Below are 14638 nucleotides of genomic sequence, written 5' to 3'. Positions count from 1 at the left end.
TACATACCGATGTGTGTTTCGATTTCATTTTCATTGGGGCCTCTGAATAGAGGCGTCCCAGAGGTTTATAGCCGGGCTTCACTGGGTGGACTCCTCGTCGCAGTGATACTCCCGACCTGTATCACATACAGTTTTTTTTTGCGGCGACTGTACCAGCAGTCGCCGTTTTTTTTGGGGGGGACGCGGGCTTAGAACCGCTTGGGGGCGGCTGCGTACGTCGAAGGGGAGGCGGACTGTTTCTGCGCGCTGCGCCACACCGCCGGCGGCATGCCGAACTGGTTGATGAACCAGCGGGTAAAGGAACTCGCCATGGAGAAGCCGAACATGTCGGCAATGTGGCTAAGCGAGTGGTTCGGGTTTTCCAGATAACGCAGTACCAGAGCGCGGCGTACATCGTTGATCAGGTCGCTGAAGGCACAGCCATGGTCCTTGAGGCGACGTTGCAGGGTGCGCACGTTCATGCCCTGGAACTGGGCGATCTGCTCGATGGTGGCGCGACCCATGGGCAACAGCAGGTAGATGGCCTTGCGCACTTCGAACAGCATCGAGGTGCTCTCGGGGCTTTGCAGCGAGTCAAGGTAGCTCTGTGCATGACGGGCCATGGTAGGGTCGGCATTGAGATTGATCATGTCGAGGCAGGCGACAGGGCAAACGATGCCATTGAACTCGCTGCCGAATTCCAGGTTGCAACCGAACACGCGCCGATGCCGGTACAGGTTGTCCGGCGGCTGGTGCATGAAGTTGACGCTGTAAGGGCGCCAGTGCGAGCCGAGCAGGGCCGAGCACAGACCGAACGTTACTCCGATGGCCAACTCCGTAGCCTGGCGACTGGGCATCGGCGACTCGGTGACCATCTCTTCACGAATGATCACCATTTTGCCGCTCTCTTCAACGTAGATGGCCAGCGAGTCGTTCATCAGATGACGGTAGCGAACCATCACCTGCAACGCTTCGCGCAGGGTGCGTTGATGACTGAGCAGCAGGCTGACCACGCCGAAGTCCGAAAGCTGGCGCGACTCGGCCATGCTCAGGCCGAAGGTCTGGCAACCGCTGGCGGCGGCCGTATCTTCCAGCAGACGCACGGCGGCATCAATGGGGATGCGGGATTCGGGGGCTTGCAGCTGAGCCTTGTTCAGGCCTGCGACTGCCATGACGTCGTGCGGGTTGAATCCCAGGTCCTGGGTAACTTCCAGGTATTTGGTCAAAACGGCGGCGCGAACAAGCGTGGGCATGCGTAGGACTTCCCTCGGCCAATGGTGACGTTTCAATTGAAGATGTGTTGCGCGATCAGGCGCTGTTCTGATGTTTGCGTTGCCCTCGGGCGATCCCGGTGGAGGACTGCAAGTAGCGCGATCAGATTCAGGATCGTATTTTTTGCATCACCATCGAATTGGTTGCTGGACTCGAATTCACAAACCGCTGGAACCATCAAGGATCCAGGATCCTGGGCGGTTTACGTGCATCCGGTAGGTGTTGTGGCCCTTCATCAATGGAGCAGGGACCACTGACCCAGAGTAGGCTGCATCTGAGCAATGCAAGGAGCATTGCGGGACAGAATCTTCGCGTATTGGGACGCCGGCAGCGGGATGGTCGGGGTCAGAAACGTGAGGGGTGCGAGGTTCAGGCAACGTGGCTGGCCAGCAGGCTTGAGTCGCCCATGAACCTGTTTTTTTATTCAGGCGATAGGGGGCCGGATGCCGTCTTGCTCGCTCGGTAGGAGACGGCCCAAGCCGAGGGTGTCTTGCCAAAACGGCTGCGGAACCAGCGCGAAAAGTCACCGGCAGAGGAAAAACCGAGTAGTTCGGCGACCTCATACAATCGGCGCTTGCTGTTGGCCAGATACTCTTCGGCGAGTTCGGCGCGTACCGCATTGATGATCGTTGTGACACTCTCTCCCTCGGCCGCCAAGTGTCGGTTGAGGGTGCGTCGGTGCATCCCGAGATGCTGGGCCACGCCCTCGACAGAGCACAGTCCGCTTGGCAGCAGCATCTTGACGATCTGGCGTACCCGCTGCGTCGGTTCGTCGCGCAGGTTGGCCAACTGCATGTCCAGCGATCGCTTCACCTCGCGATGCAACGCGGGGTCTGCCGTGGGAATGGGCATGTCCAGATCACGCCTGCGGCAAACGATGGCATTGAATTCCTGGGAAAACTCGATAGTTGTTCCCAACACGCGCTGGTGCACTTCAAGGCTGGAAGGTCGCTCGTGAGTAAAGCTGACCCTTACCGGCCGGAAGGCATGGCCGCTCAGAACGCTCAACATCCGAAGCATTATGCCGGTTGCCTGTTCAATCGCCTGGCGCCAGACGCCACGATGGCCCTGCATGTTCACACCCACGTGCAGCAGGGTCAGGTCGCCTACATCCTCGAGCCACAATTGCACACCGGCGTTATGCAGGCGCGTATAGCGAAAGCAGGATTGCAACGCTGCGCGAAGTGTTGGCTCTTCGCGGATGAGTAGCGCGAGCATGCCAAAGTTGGAAAGGTGTCTGGTTTCCGCGAGCAGCAGTCCGAAGGCCTCCTGGCCGGACAGGCGGGCTGATTCCTCCAGCAGCCAGCCTACCGAATCGCTGCTGATCATGATGTTCGGATCGTCGAGGACACTGGCCGGTAGCCTGGTCATGCGCAGCAGGCGAAATGGATCGAGCCCCACTGAACGGGCAACCTGCTCAAAGTCGGTAAGGCTGGCGCTTCGCGTCAAGGTATACATGCTTGGCCTCGTGTCCCAGTTTCACCAGATTGTGTCCCGAGAAGCTTAGTGCAGGACAGCCGCTCAGAGCTACCTTCACGCCGACAATGACAACAAAGATGGAGGTAGATGATGGACACGCGCACCGCTACAGGTATCGGTCAACCACTCGCGGCAAGGGCGCAGGTGGACGCCGATGACCCCGATGCATTCAACCACTGCTTTGCCGAACTCAACGGCATTCGCATGCATTACATCGACGAGGGGCAAGGTCCTCTCGTCATCCTGCTGCACGGTTTTCCTTATCTTTGGTACATGTGGCGGCACCAGATCGCGGTGTTGGCCGAGGCCGGCTATCGAGTCGTGGTCCCTGATCAACGGGGGTTTGGCCAAACCGATCGCCCCGATGCCGTTGAAGCCTATGACATGAGTCAGGCAGTCGGCGACATGGTGGGGTTGATGACGACTCTGGGCGAAACATCTGCGGTGATCATCGGGCACGACCTGGGCGCCTGGGTGGCCCAGGCGGCTGCCATGCTGCGACCGGATCTGTTCCGTGGCCTGGTGATGCTCAATACCCCGGTGCCGCCGCGCGGCAAGGTCAAGCCGACGGTAGGTTTGCAGGCAATGGCAAAGGGCAGGGTGTATCACCACCTGTATTTCCAGCAGCTCGACAAGCCGGACCGCGAGTTGGCCAGCGATCCGCGCAAGACCTTGCGTAGCGTCTTCTACTCGATCTCCGGCAGCGCTGTCGGGGCTGAACGCTGGCGCCTGTTCGTCGAGCTTGGTGAGCCCATTCTCAATGCGTTCACTGAGCCGAAGGGCGAGTTCCCGTCCTGGCTGAGCGCTCGGGCGCTCGACTACTACGTCGCTGAATACACGCGCACAGGGTTTACCGGTGCCTTGAACTACTACCGCTGTCGTGACCGGAACTGGGAGATCACCGCGTTTCTCGACGGTGCGGTGGTGCGCCAGCCGAGCCTGTTCATTGGTGGTGCCGCCGACCCTTCGCTGGAGCCGGTCGAAATCCGTGCGCTCTACGAACAGCTCGACACTTATCTACCCGGGCTGCAGAAGAAGGTCTTGCTACCCGGCGTGGGCCACAGCGCCGCGGAAGAAAGCGTCGATCAAGTCAATGAGTTGCTCCTGACGTTTCTCGAGCAACTGGAGCGCTAGAAACGATCGCACTGTGCGTGGTCGTGATCACTCGCGGCCACGCACAGTGCATGCACTCGTTCAGCCGGCAGCCTTGACCATAAGATGGTCACCGAACTGCTCCCGCAGACGGTTCTTCTGGATCTTGCCCGTAGCGCCCAACGCAATTGTGTCGACAAAGATCACATCATCCGGCGTCCACCATTTCGCGATCTTGCCTTCATAAAAGGCGAGCAGTTCTTCCCGCGTCAGTGTTGCTTGCGGCTTCGTGACGACGATCAACAATGGGCGTTCGTCCCATTTTGCGTGTCTAGCGGCAATGCAGGCCGCCTGGGAGACTGCCGGATGGGCCATCGCAATGGTTTCCAGTTCGATGGAGCCTATCCATTCGCCACCCGACTTGATCACATCCTTGCTGCGATCGGTGATCTGCATGAAGCCATCGACATCGATGGTCGCTACATCGCCGGTTGGGAACCACCCTTGACCTGCGTGTTCGAGCAGCGGCGAACTGTTTGCTTCGTTCCTGAAATAATCGCGCACCACCCATGGCCCGCGCACCAACAGCTCGCCCGAGGTTGCGCCGTCCCAGGGCAATTCCATGCCATCGGCGTCAACGATCTTCATGTCGACGCCAAACACCGCTCGGCCTTGCTTGGATTGCACGGCATGACGCTCTGCCGGGGACATTTCAATATGCCTGGCCTTGAGGGTGCCAACGGTTCCGATAGGGCTCAATTCCGTCATCCCCCAGACGTGCAATACCGCTACGCCGTAGGTTTCCTGAAACCTGTGCAGCATGGACGGGGGACAAGTGGCGCCACCAATGATGCTGCGTTTCATGCTGGAGAATCGCCGGCCGTTTTTTTCCACGTGACCAAGAAGGCTTTGCCACACGGTCGGGACACCCGCAGACAGTGTCACCTGCTCGGCTTCGAGCAGTTCGAACAGCGACTCTCCATCCAGGGCCGGTCCGGGAAAGACAAGTTTTGCCCCGACCATGCACGCGATGTAGGGAAGTCCCCAGGCGTTGATATGGAACATCGGCACAACGGGCAGGATCACGTCGTGCGCTGAACAATTCAGGGCGTCCGGGAGCGCGGCGGCATAGGTGTGCAGCACCGACGAGCGATGACTGTACAAAACCCCTTTCGGGTTGCCCGTCGTACCAGAGGTGTAGCAGAGCGTGCTGGCGGCATCCTCGTCGAAAATCGGCCAGGCATAGTCAGGGGATCCCTGTTGCAGGAGATCTTCATAGCACAGCAAGTTGTCGATGCCGGCGTCCTTGGGCATATGCGCCTGATCGGTCATGGCGACGAACGCCTTGACCCCATTGCAGCGCCCGGCGATGGACTTGATCAGCGGCAAGAAGGTCAAGTCGAAGAAGATGTACTGGTCTTCGGCGTGATTGGCGATGTAGGCGACCTGGTCTTCATGCAGGCGAGGGTTGATGGTATGCACAATGGCACCCATGCCGGCAACGCCGTAGTACAACTCCAGGTGCCGATAGCCATTCCAGGCGAGTGTGCCGATCCGCTCGGAAGGCTTGACGCTCAGGCGGGTCAGCGCGCTGGCCAGTTGGCGCGCGCGGCGGTGGCAGTCACGGAAGGTGTAGCGATGGATATCGCCCTCCACCCGACGGGATACGATCTGCGTATCGCCGTGATGGCGGTCGGCATGTTCAATGAGTGAGGAAATCAAAAGCTGCTTTTGCATCATCAGGCCTTTCATGGCATCGCTCCGTTCGCTTGTCTGTGATCGGGGAGCGAGCAGGCGGCCAGGCCCTGGTGAGATGTCGCGTCAAGACCGCGACCCGACACAGCCTGTTTCCCTCCCCAGAATGATTGCTATCGGGCAACCGGCCCGGTCGCCCCCTGAACCAGAGGCGCCGGTTTTTCCCTTGAAATCCGGGTCAGTTGAATGCCGTCAGGTCTTTCGGCGCGATGTTATGCTGCTCGCAATAGGCAAGATAACGTTGCAACCCAGTCTTCCAGTTTTCCAGCGCAACGATGTTGTCGTTGCCGTCCAGGAACGCGAGATCGCCATTAACCTGAACCAGCGTGAGCACATACCCGTCTGTGCTTGCCGTGCTGACGACTTCAGGCGTGTGAGTCGATCCGGCCGTCTCATAGACGATGCTGCCAGGGCCGGCGATCCAGTCATGCTCCTTGTATTTCCACTGACCTTCGATCGTGTAGACCATCACCGTACCCGTGTGGTGGTGCTTGGGCAGTTGCATGTCGATCGGCGACTTCATCATGACGATCCATTCACCGCGGATCGGGTCAAGCTTGAAGTACTTCAGCAGGACGTTTTCGGCATAGGGCGTAAAGGGTACCCACGGCAGCGATTCGCCATCGATGACGGCGGTGTCGATGTGTTCGTAGAGCATGTCTATCTCCATTGTTTTTGTTTGAGGTCGAGCATTTGTGAGCGGCCAGGGCTGCCCGACTGACTCAGATGGCCGGTCGGGTGCCCTAAATTCCCCCGGAGGGAACCGTTTGGATTAGGCGAGCGGGGTGCCCGCAAGGGTGGCGCGGAGCATCTTTCTTGGCGCATTGCCGTAGTCAGCCACCGCGTAGTGTTGAACCTGTAGGTTGTCCCACATGGCAACCGTATTGGTTCGCCACTTCAGGCGTACCTGGTATTCCGGAATCGCGGCCTGAGACATCAGGTAGTTCATCAGATGATGAGCCTCTGGCATGAAGTCCTGGCCGTAGCGGATATCCTCGAAGTTGAAGAAATTCGAGAAATGGGTAGTGAACGCAGAGTTGACGAACAAGACCTTTTCGCCAGTCTCTGGATGGGTAAGTACCACCGGGTGTTCAGCGGCAGGGTTCTTCGCAGCCATCGCATGACGTTCTTCGCGTGGCAACTGGGCGCCAAAGGTCTGCTCGGCACCGTGTTTTGCGTACAGGCGTTCGATTCGTTGCTTGATAGCCTGTGGCAGGTTTTCGTAAGCCATCACCATGTTGGAAAACAGCGTGTCGCCGCCGGCCTCCGGCCCCATCTCGCAACGCAATACCGCGCCGCGGGGCGGCGCCTTCTTGTAGGTGACATCGGCATGCCAGAGGTTTTCGCGGCTGGCCTTTTCGACATAGCTCTTCGGTTTGCTCGGATCGAGATTGCGGTACAGCATCAGCAGCTTGTCCGCCTCCGGATGGCTCGGCGCCAGGGGATGGGCTTCCAGTTCACCAAATTGCGCCGCGAAATGCTGCTGCTCCATTGGAGTGATGTTCTGGTCGCGAAAGAACAGCACTTTATGCTTAAGCCACAGGGTGCGGATTTCCGCGATCAATTCGGGGTCCTGGGCAGCATCGGCCAGATTGATGTTGCTGAGTTCGGCACCGATGGCAGGGGAGCAAATATCCACCTTGATCGAATGCTGGCGCACTGACGACCGGATAGTGGCGGGCGCCGAAGGGATGAGGGGTGAAGGAGTGTCTTGGGCTGCGGCGACTGTTGTCATTGTTGTCTCCAATCCGTGCTGTACGGCGGTGCGCAATATGAGCATCCGGTGTAGGTAACTGCCCCTACCAGTTATTGATAGGGGTGGTCCTACAGTAGTGATTTCAGGCGCAAGACTATGGGCGTAGCGGGACAGTTTCTTTGCATATTGGGACGAAGAGCCGGGACCATGACTGGAAGACGAATGACGACCTAATTCGGAAGGTGCTTGGTCAAATTGACCGCGTAACTAGCGCGATATCCGGTTTTTCATCAAAGGATTTTGAAGCTCGTAGACAAATTCGAGCGTCTGCTTTTGGCCGTTTTCTGTCTGTCGCGAGAGGCAGAAACCGACCCAAAGCAGATCTTCGGGGCTCTTAACTATTGGCCGATTGCTTCCTGTTCTCAAGGCTATCCATCCATACCATGGGCTATCGAAAAGATTAGAACTCCTTCTCTTACACAAGGTACTCCCCCGTTTTTGAGGGGCTGTGCATAACCTCTCTTAGTGCGTCTAATAAAGCGGAGGCGGCAGGTGACAATGTAGCGTCTCCCAGTCGGGAAACACCGATTTGCTCCAGAATTAGAGGTTCGAAAGCCGGGAGGCGAACTAGCTCATTACTATGTGCAGGGTCAGAAATAACTGATTGAGGTAGTATTCCAAGAAGATCGGTCTGTTTTAATAACCAAAGTATATTAAAGAATGATGCTGTTTCTATAGTTGCATGTGGCGGGGCAATATCCTTTCGATGAAAGATGTTATCGAACTGCTTCCGTAAAGTAGTTTCTATTGGCGGCAGAATCCATGCTTCGCGCGCGAGCTCTTCCAGTTTAATCCCAGGTTGCTGAGCAAGAGGGTGGTCACGGCGCGCAACGATGATGGCGTTTTCGCTAAAGAGCGCCTCCTGAGCGACAACGACGCTTGAGCTGACATCGGAAAGTCTCCCAATCAAGAAGTCCAATTCGCCTGAGATAAGCCGAGGTATCAGTTCTCCGCTCACACCATCGACGATTTTGATGCGGATGCTTGGTCGGCTTGTCCAGAGTCGCGCGATGGCAGCAGGCACAAGATAACTTGACCCTGTTAACACGCTTCCTATGGCAACACGCCCGGCATGCCCTTTTCCAAGAGCGTCGATTGCTTGGGATACATGATCCAGCTGGGCAAGGATCATCCGGCTGCGCTGCACAAAGTCCCGACCAAGCTCTGTAGGCGTAACCCCCCTGCGATTCCGAGTGTAGAGCTGGGCCTCTACAGCCTCTTCCAGATCTTGTAGCAGCTTGCTCGCTGTAGGCTGTGAGAGGTTCAGCGAGCGTGCAGCGTGCAAAACACTGCCATATTCAAACAATGCAATCGCCAAGCGGAAATGCCTGACTGTCGCCCATTTTTCCAACCGTTCCAGACTCATGTGGTATTCCTGTAGTCGATATCACACTTAGAATATTATAGATTTACGAATACCATAACCCCTCCTAGAATGTGCCTGACGCGCTAGGTCGTTCCAATTTAACACTTGCGAAGTGTGCAAAAGGTCTTGTCCGTATTGATTTAACATCTCTGGGATACGACTCTTTTTAAGCGGGACGGTCTTTTATAAAAGCTTTGAATTTATTGCCTGTTATCAATGTGAGAGGAGTAAGGTTGTATGAGCGTCAAAAATCTAGAAGCGGTGAAGAGCTACTTTAAATACTGTGTGGATGGTAAGGATGTTGAGCGAGTTTCCGAGTATTTCGATGTCGACGTGGTCGTACATCGGCCGGACTGCGATGCTCCGATAGGTGGTTTGGAAAATTTCAAGCGAGCCTTGAGCGCAAATGTTCTCGAACGCTATAAGACAATTAAAACTACGTTCAGCAAGGAAGTTGTCACAGATGACGTTGTTGTAGTCGCGCTGACACACTGTGCAACTGGCTCCAATACATGGCACGGCTTTAACGTAGAAGGCAACAGCTTGACGTGGACGGCCCTGACGTATTTCCGGTTCAACAAAGAGGGTAAAGTGATCGAGGAGATCGTTGAACGGAACGAACTGTTCATGGCAAAGCAACTCGGAATCATCAGTTACGAGTAACATTTAGTTAACTCTCAAGCTAAATCCACCGTGGTGAAATTATTTCCTCTACGGTGGTCAGAGGCCGCTATTGGCCCCAGAGTGTTTTCGGCCTGTCACGACTAACCGGTTTGGGTTGTTTTTTGCCATTGCGGTAGTGTTTTTCGAGCAGGTTTATCCGGAAAAGAATATCCACGCTGAGATAGATAAAGGCGGACAAGCGAGCCTGGAAGGCTGCCTACTCACGATTCGAGCGTCAGATCAGCAACTCTCGGTTGTTCCCTAATCGTTTACAGACCAATAGGGCGGTGAGCCGATAGTAATACTGGGTGGCATCTGAGTGATTTTTAAGATGTTGAGTCAAAAACCAGCGAAGGTGCTTGAGCTGCCATGTCCAGGGATTGTCTCGTTGCCATCGCTGTTGGATGGCCGCTTGCATGATTCGAGCTTGCCGTAGGTGTCGTTGCTGCGTGACCTTTGATCCGGTCAGCACGCCGCTCAGGAACAGCGCCATGTCGAAGGGCTTGGTCACGCTCGACCTCCAATGTAGGCCGACACCACATCGACTCGGTTATGCCCGAGCTCAAGGCTGATCTGTTGGCGCGCCTGTTGATCAAGGGCACGATCAATGTGATAACAGCGGCCACCATTGATCGGAGCAGCGTGGCCCGTGAGCTGTTCGTAACGCTCGCAGGCGTAGGCTGCTCGCAGTTCATGAAAGCCCTTCAGCCCGTGTTCATGCAGTATTTCGCGGGCGGGGAGTACGGTCTGTTGCAGGAACGCGGCGTAGCTTTCGTCTCGGGCCAGCAAGTTGCGGCTATGGGGTGGCGACGCATGACGAGCCAACTGCAGCGCCGCCTTCACCTCTTCATTCGCCACCACCCATCGCGGCGCTGAAGCGCCTGAGCGACCGCCTTTGGTGCCGTCCTGTATGTTGATGCGGCCGAAGTGTTCGGCTTCGCGATGCAAGCGTGGCAGGTCAGCCAGGATCGCTTCGCGCAGGCGCATGCCGGTAGCTCGCGCCAACAGGACAATCGCGGCCACCCGGTCGTGTTGCTGTTCGCCAAGCGCCTCGAGTACTCGCCGCACCTGTTGGTGGTCTTGGCCATCCGGCGCACGGGTGCGTACGCTCGAGCGCCGCAGTCCTAACGCCTGGCTCGGACTGGCGATCCTCACATCCTGATCACCGCGCAGCGCAGCGAGGGTACGGTTGACGCTGCTCAGGCGGTTCTGCGCGGTGGCGATGCTGAGTTCGCCTTGCTGGATCTGCTGGCGCAGGTAAGCGGCGTAGTCCTGCAGCGTTAGTCGATCAATCTCGCGCGCATCGTTGTAACCAGGGCCGTCCTCTGATCGACACCAACGCACAAAAGCTTGCCAGCGAGCGCTATGCGCTTTGACCGTGGCGAAGTGGCCGCCAGCAAACAGATCCTTTAGCGCTTGTGGGCCGGCGTAGCTCAGCTGGCGGCCATAGCCAAAGTTGCGACCATTACGCCGACCAACCAAGGCCATCATCATCACCGTTTTCGTTTTCTTGCAGAAAGTGCAGCAGGGCTTTCCAGTGGGGGCTGAGCCTGTCCACCTGCTGCCAGTGCGTTGGGCGGATCAGAAGGGCGTTCTTGTGGTGTTGCAACAGTGCCCCTTCCTCACGCAGTTGCTCGATCAGCAGGGCGATGTGGGCAGAGGGCAGTGGTGGTGTGGCGACAGCGGCGACAGTGGCGACAACCCGCGTCGTTTCTGGCTTGGGGCGCGGTGACAGGGTGGCGACAGAGGTGGCGACACGCTGCGATTCTGGCTGCGGTTGATGTTGCGCTTGGTAGCGGCGCACCGCGTCATTGAGGCGGAACATGGCGTACCTCGAAGGTTCTTCCATCGCGACTGCTCAGCCAGCGATGAGTGATCAGCACGACCAATAAAGAGGCGGTATGGTCAGCGCTCTTGCGGGCAAAACGAGGGTCGTTGCGATTGACGTCGCGGATGGTGAAGTGGGTCCAGCCTTTCTGCACCAGCCAGCGCAGCAGCCGATCCGCCTCTTCGCGTCGGCTATTGACCGGCTCCTGTTCGGTCAAGCGCTGGATCTCGGCCAGGTAGTAATCCATCAACGTGGAGGCGCGCTGGATGTGTGCTTCCTCCAACTGACTCGCCTCTTCAACCATGGCCAGCACGCCCGCGATGCGCAGCACATTCGCCGCGGCCTTGCCCGCGACAGGCTGGACGCCGGCCAGCTCGCCGAACTCGCCAGACTGGCACTCGATGGTGTCGTGAATATCGATCCAGGCACGACGGGCATGGGGAGTCAGTTCCAGCGTGACGGGATTGAGTGATCCATCCTTGTGAAGCGACCAGGGCTTTTGCAGCAGGACGGTGATCCGCTGTTGGTAGCGCTGGACTTTGGCATCTCTGGTCAGGTCGATTGCCTTGTAGAGTCGCTGGCCGGCCAGGCGCTCGGGCCAACTGATCAGGCAACGACCGAGGATGCCTTGGCCATTGATCACCGGGTCTTTGAACAGCTGGTTGGCGAGGTAGGGTTGCAGCATCAGATGCAGGCTGAGGCGGCGGTCATAGGCACGCAGGCTTTCCCCAGCCATGGAGCGCGCCCGGTCGATGGGACTGCCATCCCACAGTGTCGACAAGGTGGTGATTGCCTTGAGCAGATTCTCTTTGCTCATGGTGCTGCTGCCCAAGAACTGTCCACCTTCATCATTGAACAAGCCCATGCTGGGCAAGCCATGGCAGAGACTTTTGACTAGTGCCTCAATGGTGGGCTCGGCAATGATCAGTCTCGGCAGTACCGGCTCGGATAGTTCACTGCCTTCCGCCTCCGCGTACTTCTTTGAGGTTTTGGGTTTGGTCATGAGGCTGCTGGCTACGCGATAAGCTTTGAGCTTTTCTGCATACAGGGTCCACTGCTGTCGTTCCCAGTCGCGTGCCGCCTTCAGTGCCAGGTGATCCACCGCGCTTTTGCGATCACCCGAGGACGCCACCGTCAGAAGGTAGAGGGACAGCGGATAGGTTCGGCCGTCGAGTTGGACATTGGCATGGCCTTGACTCACCAGGGCAGCAGTAGCCAGCACCGATTGCGCGGCCATGGCGCAGGGTACGCCGATCACCTCGGCCAGTCGTTCAACCGCAGGTCCCAATAGTTCTCCGAGTGCTTCGACCGGATAGGGCAGTGGCGCCTGCTGGGATTCCAGCAATGGTTGTGGTGGCTCGAACGCTTCGCACAGTTGCATCGCACCTCTCCTGAGATTATCGACGTCGCCCTCACTCTTCCCGCCACGGTTGTTGAGTGTTATCAGGGATCAAGGTCCCTGCGACCTGTGAGGGTTGTCCACTTACGCGGGACTGGCGGCTCCTTACGACCGGGAGCTTGGGCATCTCATGATCTGACCTCCTGAACACCGATAGCGGTGGGCGGGTGGAGGCTGCACTGGCTGACGAGACCGGTGCCACGAGATCCTGAGTCAGGTGAAGGCAGCGAGGTGATGATCGGGGCATGCCTGACTGTCAGTCAGGGGCAGTCCATTTCATAGGCTGCGGCACCGTCATCGGCATCGCTGTGGCGAGTGAGCATTCGGTGTTTGTCACGCCGATTGTCACGAGGGGGAAAGCCGCAAAGGCCCGTGCGAGCAGGGCTGCAGCAGTGTGATATGCGCCCGTCTCTTTAGGGGGCAAAGAGACGGGCAACAGGTCGGCGCAAGAAATGGCCAAGCGGATAAGTTGCTGCAGAGCAGCCAGGAGGGGACATCAGTTGCCGCAGTGGGCAAAGTTGAGAAGTAGGCATCCATCACATCGCTGTGACCGTGCGAGCCGCCGGACGCTAGTCGCACTGGGGGTGAACCACCACGATGTGGCGTAGCCTCAAAGGTTCTGGCTACCTGGGTGCTGTCGAGGACAGCGCTTGTACAGTTCTGGTTTAGCGCTCGTTCTGCTCGCGGTCAACAGTATTTTAGGGGGCAGCTGTTGCGCCAATTGGTAGCGCTGGAAGACCTTGGAGGTCGGTGGCTTTCTATAGTCGGGTGGTCGTTCGCCGGGTTTTAATGTGAGCCTGCGTGCATGGGCTTGACCACCCATTTGCATCGTAACTGACCAATCAATTGCATTCGACTTGACCAGCACACGCCGTAGTGACGACCGGCGGAGAACGGCCAAGAGCGGACGGTGGGTAGACTGGCGGCAAATCGTCGGCGTCGGACTAAAGCTGTCAAGAGCAGCCCTCCCGTGTGGAGTCGCCCCAGAGTTGGACCCAGGCAACTGCTTGAATAAGAAGATAAACATCACAAGATAAATGGCCAAATAATCGCTTAGACAGCCCATTTCGGGTACTGGCTACTGTTGTTGATCACTCACTCGTGGGCAACAGCGAGTTCAAGGCTTCAACTCATTTCCAATGACCGGGAATTGCTCCCACCGGCCAGTTGCCCGCTTTACGAAGACATGATCTGCACCGAATGACCAAAGCTCCGGACCGGTAGAGACCAGGCGATGTAACGAGGGAGAGGCAATGGTCTGGCTGACGACCTCCGGCTGCCACTGGTCTTGGTTACAAACCATCAGACGCCCTGGTTCACAGGCATATACCAGGTCCGCATGGCGTACGATCGACCAGAGGTTGCCTTGAGCATCGTCGATGGACAGGTCGCGGAAGCTGTCGTTGGTCATTTCGAACACCACACCTCGGTTGCCGCACAGCAGATGCCGCCCAGGGCCATCTTGAACAATGGTCGACAGTATCGCGTTAGTGGGGCACACAATATGTTCTGGACCATTTGGGCCGAAACGGTAGGTTGCTCCAGCCCAACCAACGGCGACAGGCCAACCTTGGGCATCGAGGCTGACGTCCTCGAAATCCGGCGACTTGGCGATGGGTGTATCGAACCCTATATCGTGCCACGTGCCGTTCCTGAGCTCCAGCAACTGGCCACCCAGCCCGCACACTAGCACCCGGTTGCCCAGCACTCGAATTCTGAATAGCTCACCGCGCTCCTCGGGGTCAACCACCTGTTTCTGGCTCAACGCTCCACTGAGCGATGCGAGGGTAAAGCCCGGTCCCTTGCCTCCTAGGCTGTACACCACTCCGCTCTTGCCCAGCATGTATAAGATACCGGCGGCCGAGTCGAAGGCCAGCGAGCGGATAAGGTCTTCATCGAAGTCAATATATGTCCACTGCCCCTGCAACTTGAGCAGCAGCCGTGACGCATCTACATTCGCATAGGCGTTGTATTGAGCAGCCAGTGCGACTTCATCCGGGCCGAGAGGGATGCCATCGAGAAAAAAGTAATCAGGTTTACTGGTCATCG

13 protein-coding genes are annotated in these 14638 nt (G+C 57.5%); 2 read left to right on the top strand and 11 right to left on the bottom strand.

Annotated elements, in window-relative coordinates:
- Positions 1 to 188: 188 nt before the first annotated feature.
- Both KGB18_RS16000 and KGB18_RS15995 read right to left on the bottom strand, forming a co-directional pair.
- Positions 189 to 1232, bottom strand: coding sequence for an AraC family transcriptional regulator (locus KGB18_RS16000; RefSeq protein WP_123721336.1), 1044 nt, complete (start codon positions 1230 to 1232; stop codon positions 189 to 191).
- Between the two features lie 439 nt (positions 1233 to 1671).
- Positions 1672 to 2709: an AraC family transcriptional regulator gene (locus KGB18_RS15995; protein ID WP_123721335.1), complete on the bottom strand. Its 1038-nt coding sequence runs from the start codon at positions 2707 to 2709 to the stop codon at positions 1672 to 1674.
- 111 nt (positions 2710 to 2820) lie between these two features.
- Between KGB18_RS15995 and KGB18_RS15990 the strand changes: the two genes are divergently transcribed.
- Positions 2821 to 3864 carry an alpha/beta fold hydrolase gene (locus KGB18_RS15990; RefSeq protein WP_223570213.1) on the top strand — a complete coding sequence of 348 codons (1044 nt, stop codon included), beginning with the start codon at positions 2821 to 2823 and terminating at the stop codon, positions 3862 to 3864.
- Positions 3865 to 3924: 60 nt separating this feature from the next.
- Here the strand turns inward: KGB18_RS15990 and KGB18_RS15985 are convergent, their stop codons facing one another.
- The 4 genes from KGB18_RS15985 to KGB18_RS15970 all read right to left on the bottom strand — a co-directional run bounded on the left by KGB18_RS15985 (position 3925) and on the right by KGB18_RS15970 (position 8699).
- The gene (locus tag KGB18_RS15985; RefSeq protein WP_123721334.1) at positions 3925 to 5574 is read right to left on the bottom strand and encodes a 3-(methylthio)propionyl-CoA ligase; all 1650 of its coding nucleotides are present in this window, start codon (positions 5572 to 5574) and stop codon (positions 3925 to 3927) included.
- Positions 5575 to 5755: 181 nt separating this feature from the next.
- Entirely contained in the window at positions 5756 to 6235 is a 480-nt protein-coding gene (locus KGB18_RS15980; protein ID WP_123721333.1) for a 2,4'-dihydroxyacetophenone dioxygenase family protein, read from the bottom strand.
- Positions 6236 to 6349: 114 nt separating this feature from the next.
- A complete protein-coding gene (locus KGB18_RS15975) occupies positions 6350 to 7222 on the bottom strand; it encodes a TauD/TfdA dioxygenase family protein (protein WP_222839676.1) in 873 nt (290 codons plus the stop codon).
- A gap of 526 nt (positions 7223 to 7748) precedes the next feature.
- On the bottom strand, positions 7749 to 8699 hold the full coding sequence (locus tag KGB18_RS15970; RefSeq protein ID WP_123721331.1) for a LysR family transcriptional regulator: 951 nt from the start codon (positions 8697 to 8699) through the stop codon (positions 7749 to 7751).
- A gap of 237 nt (positions 8700 to 8936) precedes the next feature.
- On the opposite strand from KGB18_RS15970, the gene KGB18_RS15965 reads away from it, so the two are divergent.
- Entirely contained in the window at positions 8937 to 9362 is a 426-nt protein-coding gene (locus KGB18_RS15965; protein WP_223570212.1) for an ester cyclase, read from the top strand.
- Positions 9363 to 9597: 235 nt separating this feature from the next.
- Here the strand turns inward: KGB18_RS15965 and KGB18_RS15960 are convergent, their stop codons facing one another.
- The 5 genes from KGB18_RS15960 to KGB18_RS15940 all read right to left on the bottom strand — a co-directional run bounded on the left by KGB18_RS15960 (position 9598) and on the right by KGB18_RS15940 (position 14636).
- Positions 9598 to 9873 carry a hypothetical protein gene (locus tag KGB18_RS15960; protein ID WP_123721329.1) on the bottom strand — a complete coding sequence of 92 codons (276 nt, stop codon included), beginning with the start codon at positions 9871 to 9873 and terminating at the stop codon, positions 9598 to 9600.
- Positions 9870 to 10850: an integrase domain-containing protein gene (locus tag KGB18_RS15955; RefSeq protein ID WP_123721359.1), complete on the bottom strand. Its 981-nt coding sequence runs from the start codon at positions 10848 to 10850 to the stop codon at positions 9870 to 9872. Before KGB18_RS15955 ends, KGB18_RS15960 begins: the two co-directional genes overlap by 4 nt.
- Positions 10828 to 11187, bottom strand: a complete 360-nt coding sequence (locus KGB18_RS15950; protein ID WP_123721328.1) for a hypothetical protein — start codon at positions 11185 to 11187, stop codon at positions 10828 to 10830. The genes KGB18_RS15955 and KGB18_RS15950 overlap by 23 nt, the downstream gene beginning before the upstream one ends.
- Positions 11171 to 12571 carry a YfjI family protein gene (locus KGB18_RS15945; protein WP_123721327.1) on the bottom strand — a complete coding sequence of 467 codons (1401 nt, stop codon included), beginning with the start codon at positions 12569 to 12571 and terminating at the stop codon, positions 11171 to 11173. The genes KGB18_RS15950 and KGB18_RS15945 overlap by 17 nt, the downstream gene beginning before the upstream one ends.
- 1135 nt (positions 12572 to 13706) lie before the next feature.
- Positions 13707 to 14636 carry a hypothetical protein gene (locus KGB18_RS15940; RefSeq protein WP_123721326.1) on the bottom strand — a complete coding sequence of 310 codons (930 nt, stop codon included), beginning with the start codon at positions 14634 to 14636 and terminating at the stop codon, positions 13707 to 13709.
- Positions 14637 to 14638 lie beyond the last annotated feature (2 nt).

Origin of the sequence: Pseudomonas sp. BF-R-26 (assembly GCF_019947395.1) — a bacterium.
In the GTDB taxonomy this organism is placed as follows: domain Bacteria; phylum Pseudomonadota; class Gammaproteobacteria; order Pseudomonadales; family Pseudomonadaceae; genus Aquipseudomonas; species Aquipseudomonas farris.
The sequence above is the reverse complement of the archived record's forward strand: the minus strand, read 5'-3'. Positions and strand labels throughout refer to the sequence as shown.

Coding starts and splice junctions, on each gene's coding strand:
- KGB18_RS15985 (WP_123721334.1), bottom strand. CDS start 5,574: ATGAAAGGCCTGATGATGCAAAAGCAGCTTTTGATTTCCTCACTCATT.
- KGB18_RS15995 (WP_123721335.1), bottom strand. CDS start 2,709: ATGTATACCTTGACGCGAAGCGCCAGCCTTACCGACTTTGAGCAGGTT.
- KGB18_RS15980 (WP_123721333.1), bottom strand. CDS start 6,235: ATGCTCTACGAACACATCGACACCGCCGTCATCGATGGCGAATCGCTG.
- KGB18_RS15970 (WP_123721331.1), bottom strand. CDS start 8,699: ATGAGTCTGGAACGGTTGGAAAAATGGGCGACAGTCAGGCATTTCCGC.
- KGB18_RS15940 (WP_123721326.1), bottom strand. CDS start 14,636: ATGACCAGTAAACCTGATTACTTTTTTCTCGATGGCATCCCTCTCGGC.
- KGB18_RS15955 (WP_123721359.1), bottom strand. CDS start 10,850: ATGGCCTTGGTTGGTCGGCGTAATGGTCGCAACTTTGGCTATGGCCGC.
- KGB18_RS15950 (WP_123721328.1), bottom strand. CDS start 11,187: ATGTTCCGCCTCAATGACGCGGTGCGCCGCTACCAAGCGCAACATCAA.
- KGB18_RS15945 (WP_123721327.1), bottom strand. CDS start 12,571: ATGCAACTGTGCGAAGCGTTCGAGCCACCACAACCATTGCTGGAATCC.
- KGB18_RS15965 (WP_223570212.1), top strand. CDS start 8,937: ATGAGCGTCAAAAATCTAGAAGCGGTGAAGAGCTACTTTAAATACTGT.
- KGB18_RS15990 (WP_223570213.1), top strand. CDS start 2,821: ATGGACACGCGCACCGCTACAGGTATCGGTCAACCACTCGCGGCAAGG.
- KGB18_RS16000 (WP_123721336.1), bottom strand. CDS start 1,232: ATGCCCACGCTTGTTCGCGCCGCCGTTTTGACCAAATACCTGGAAGTT.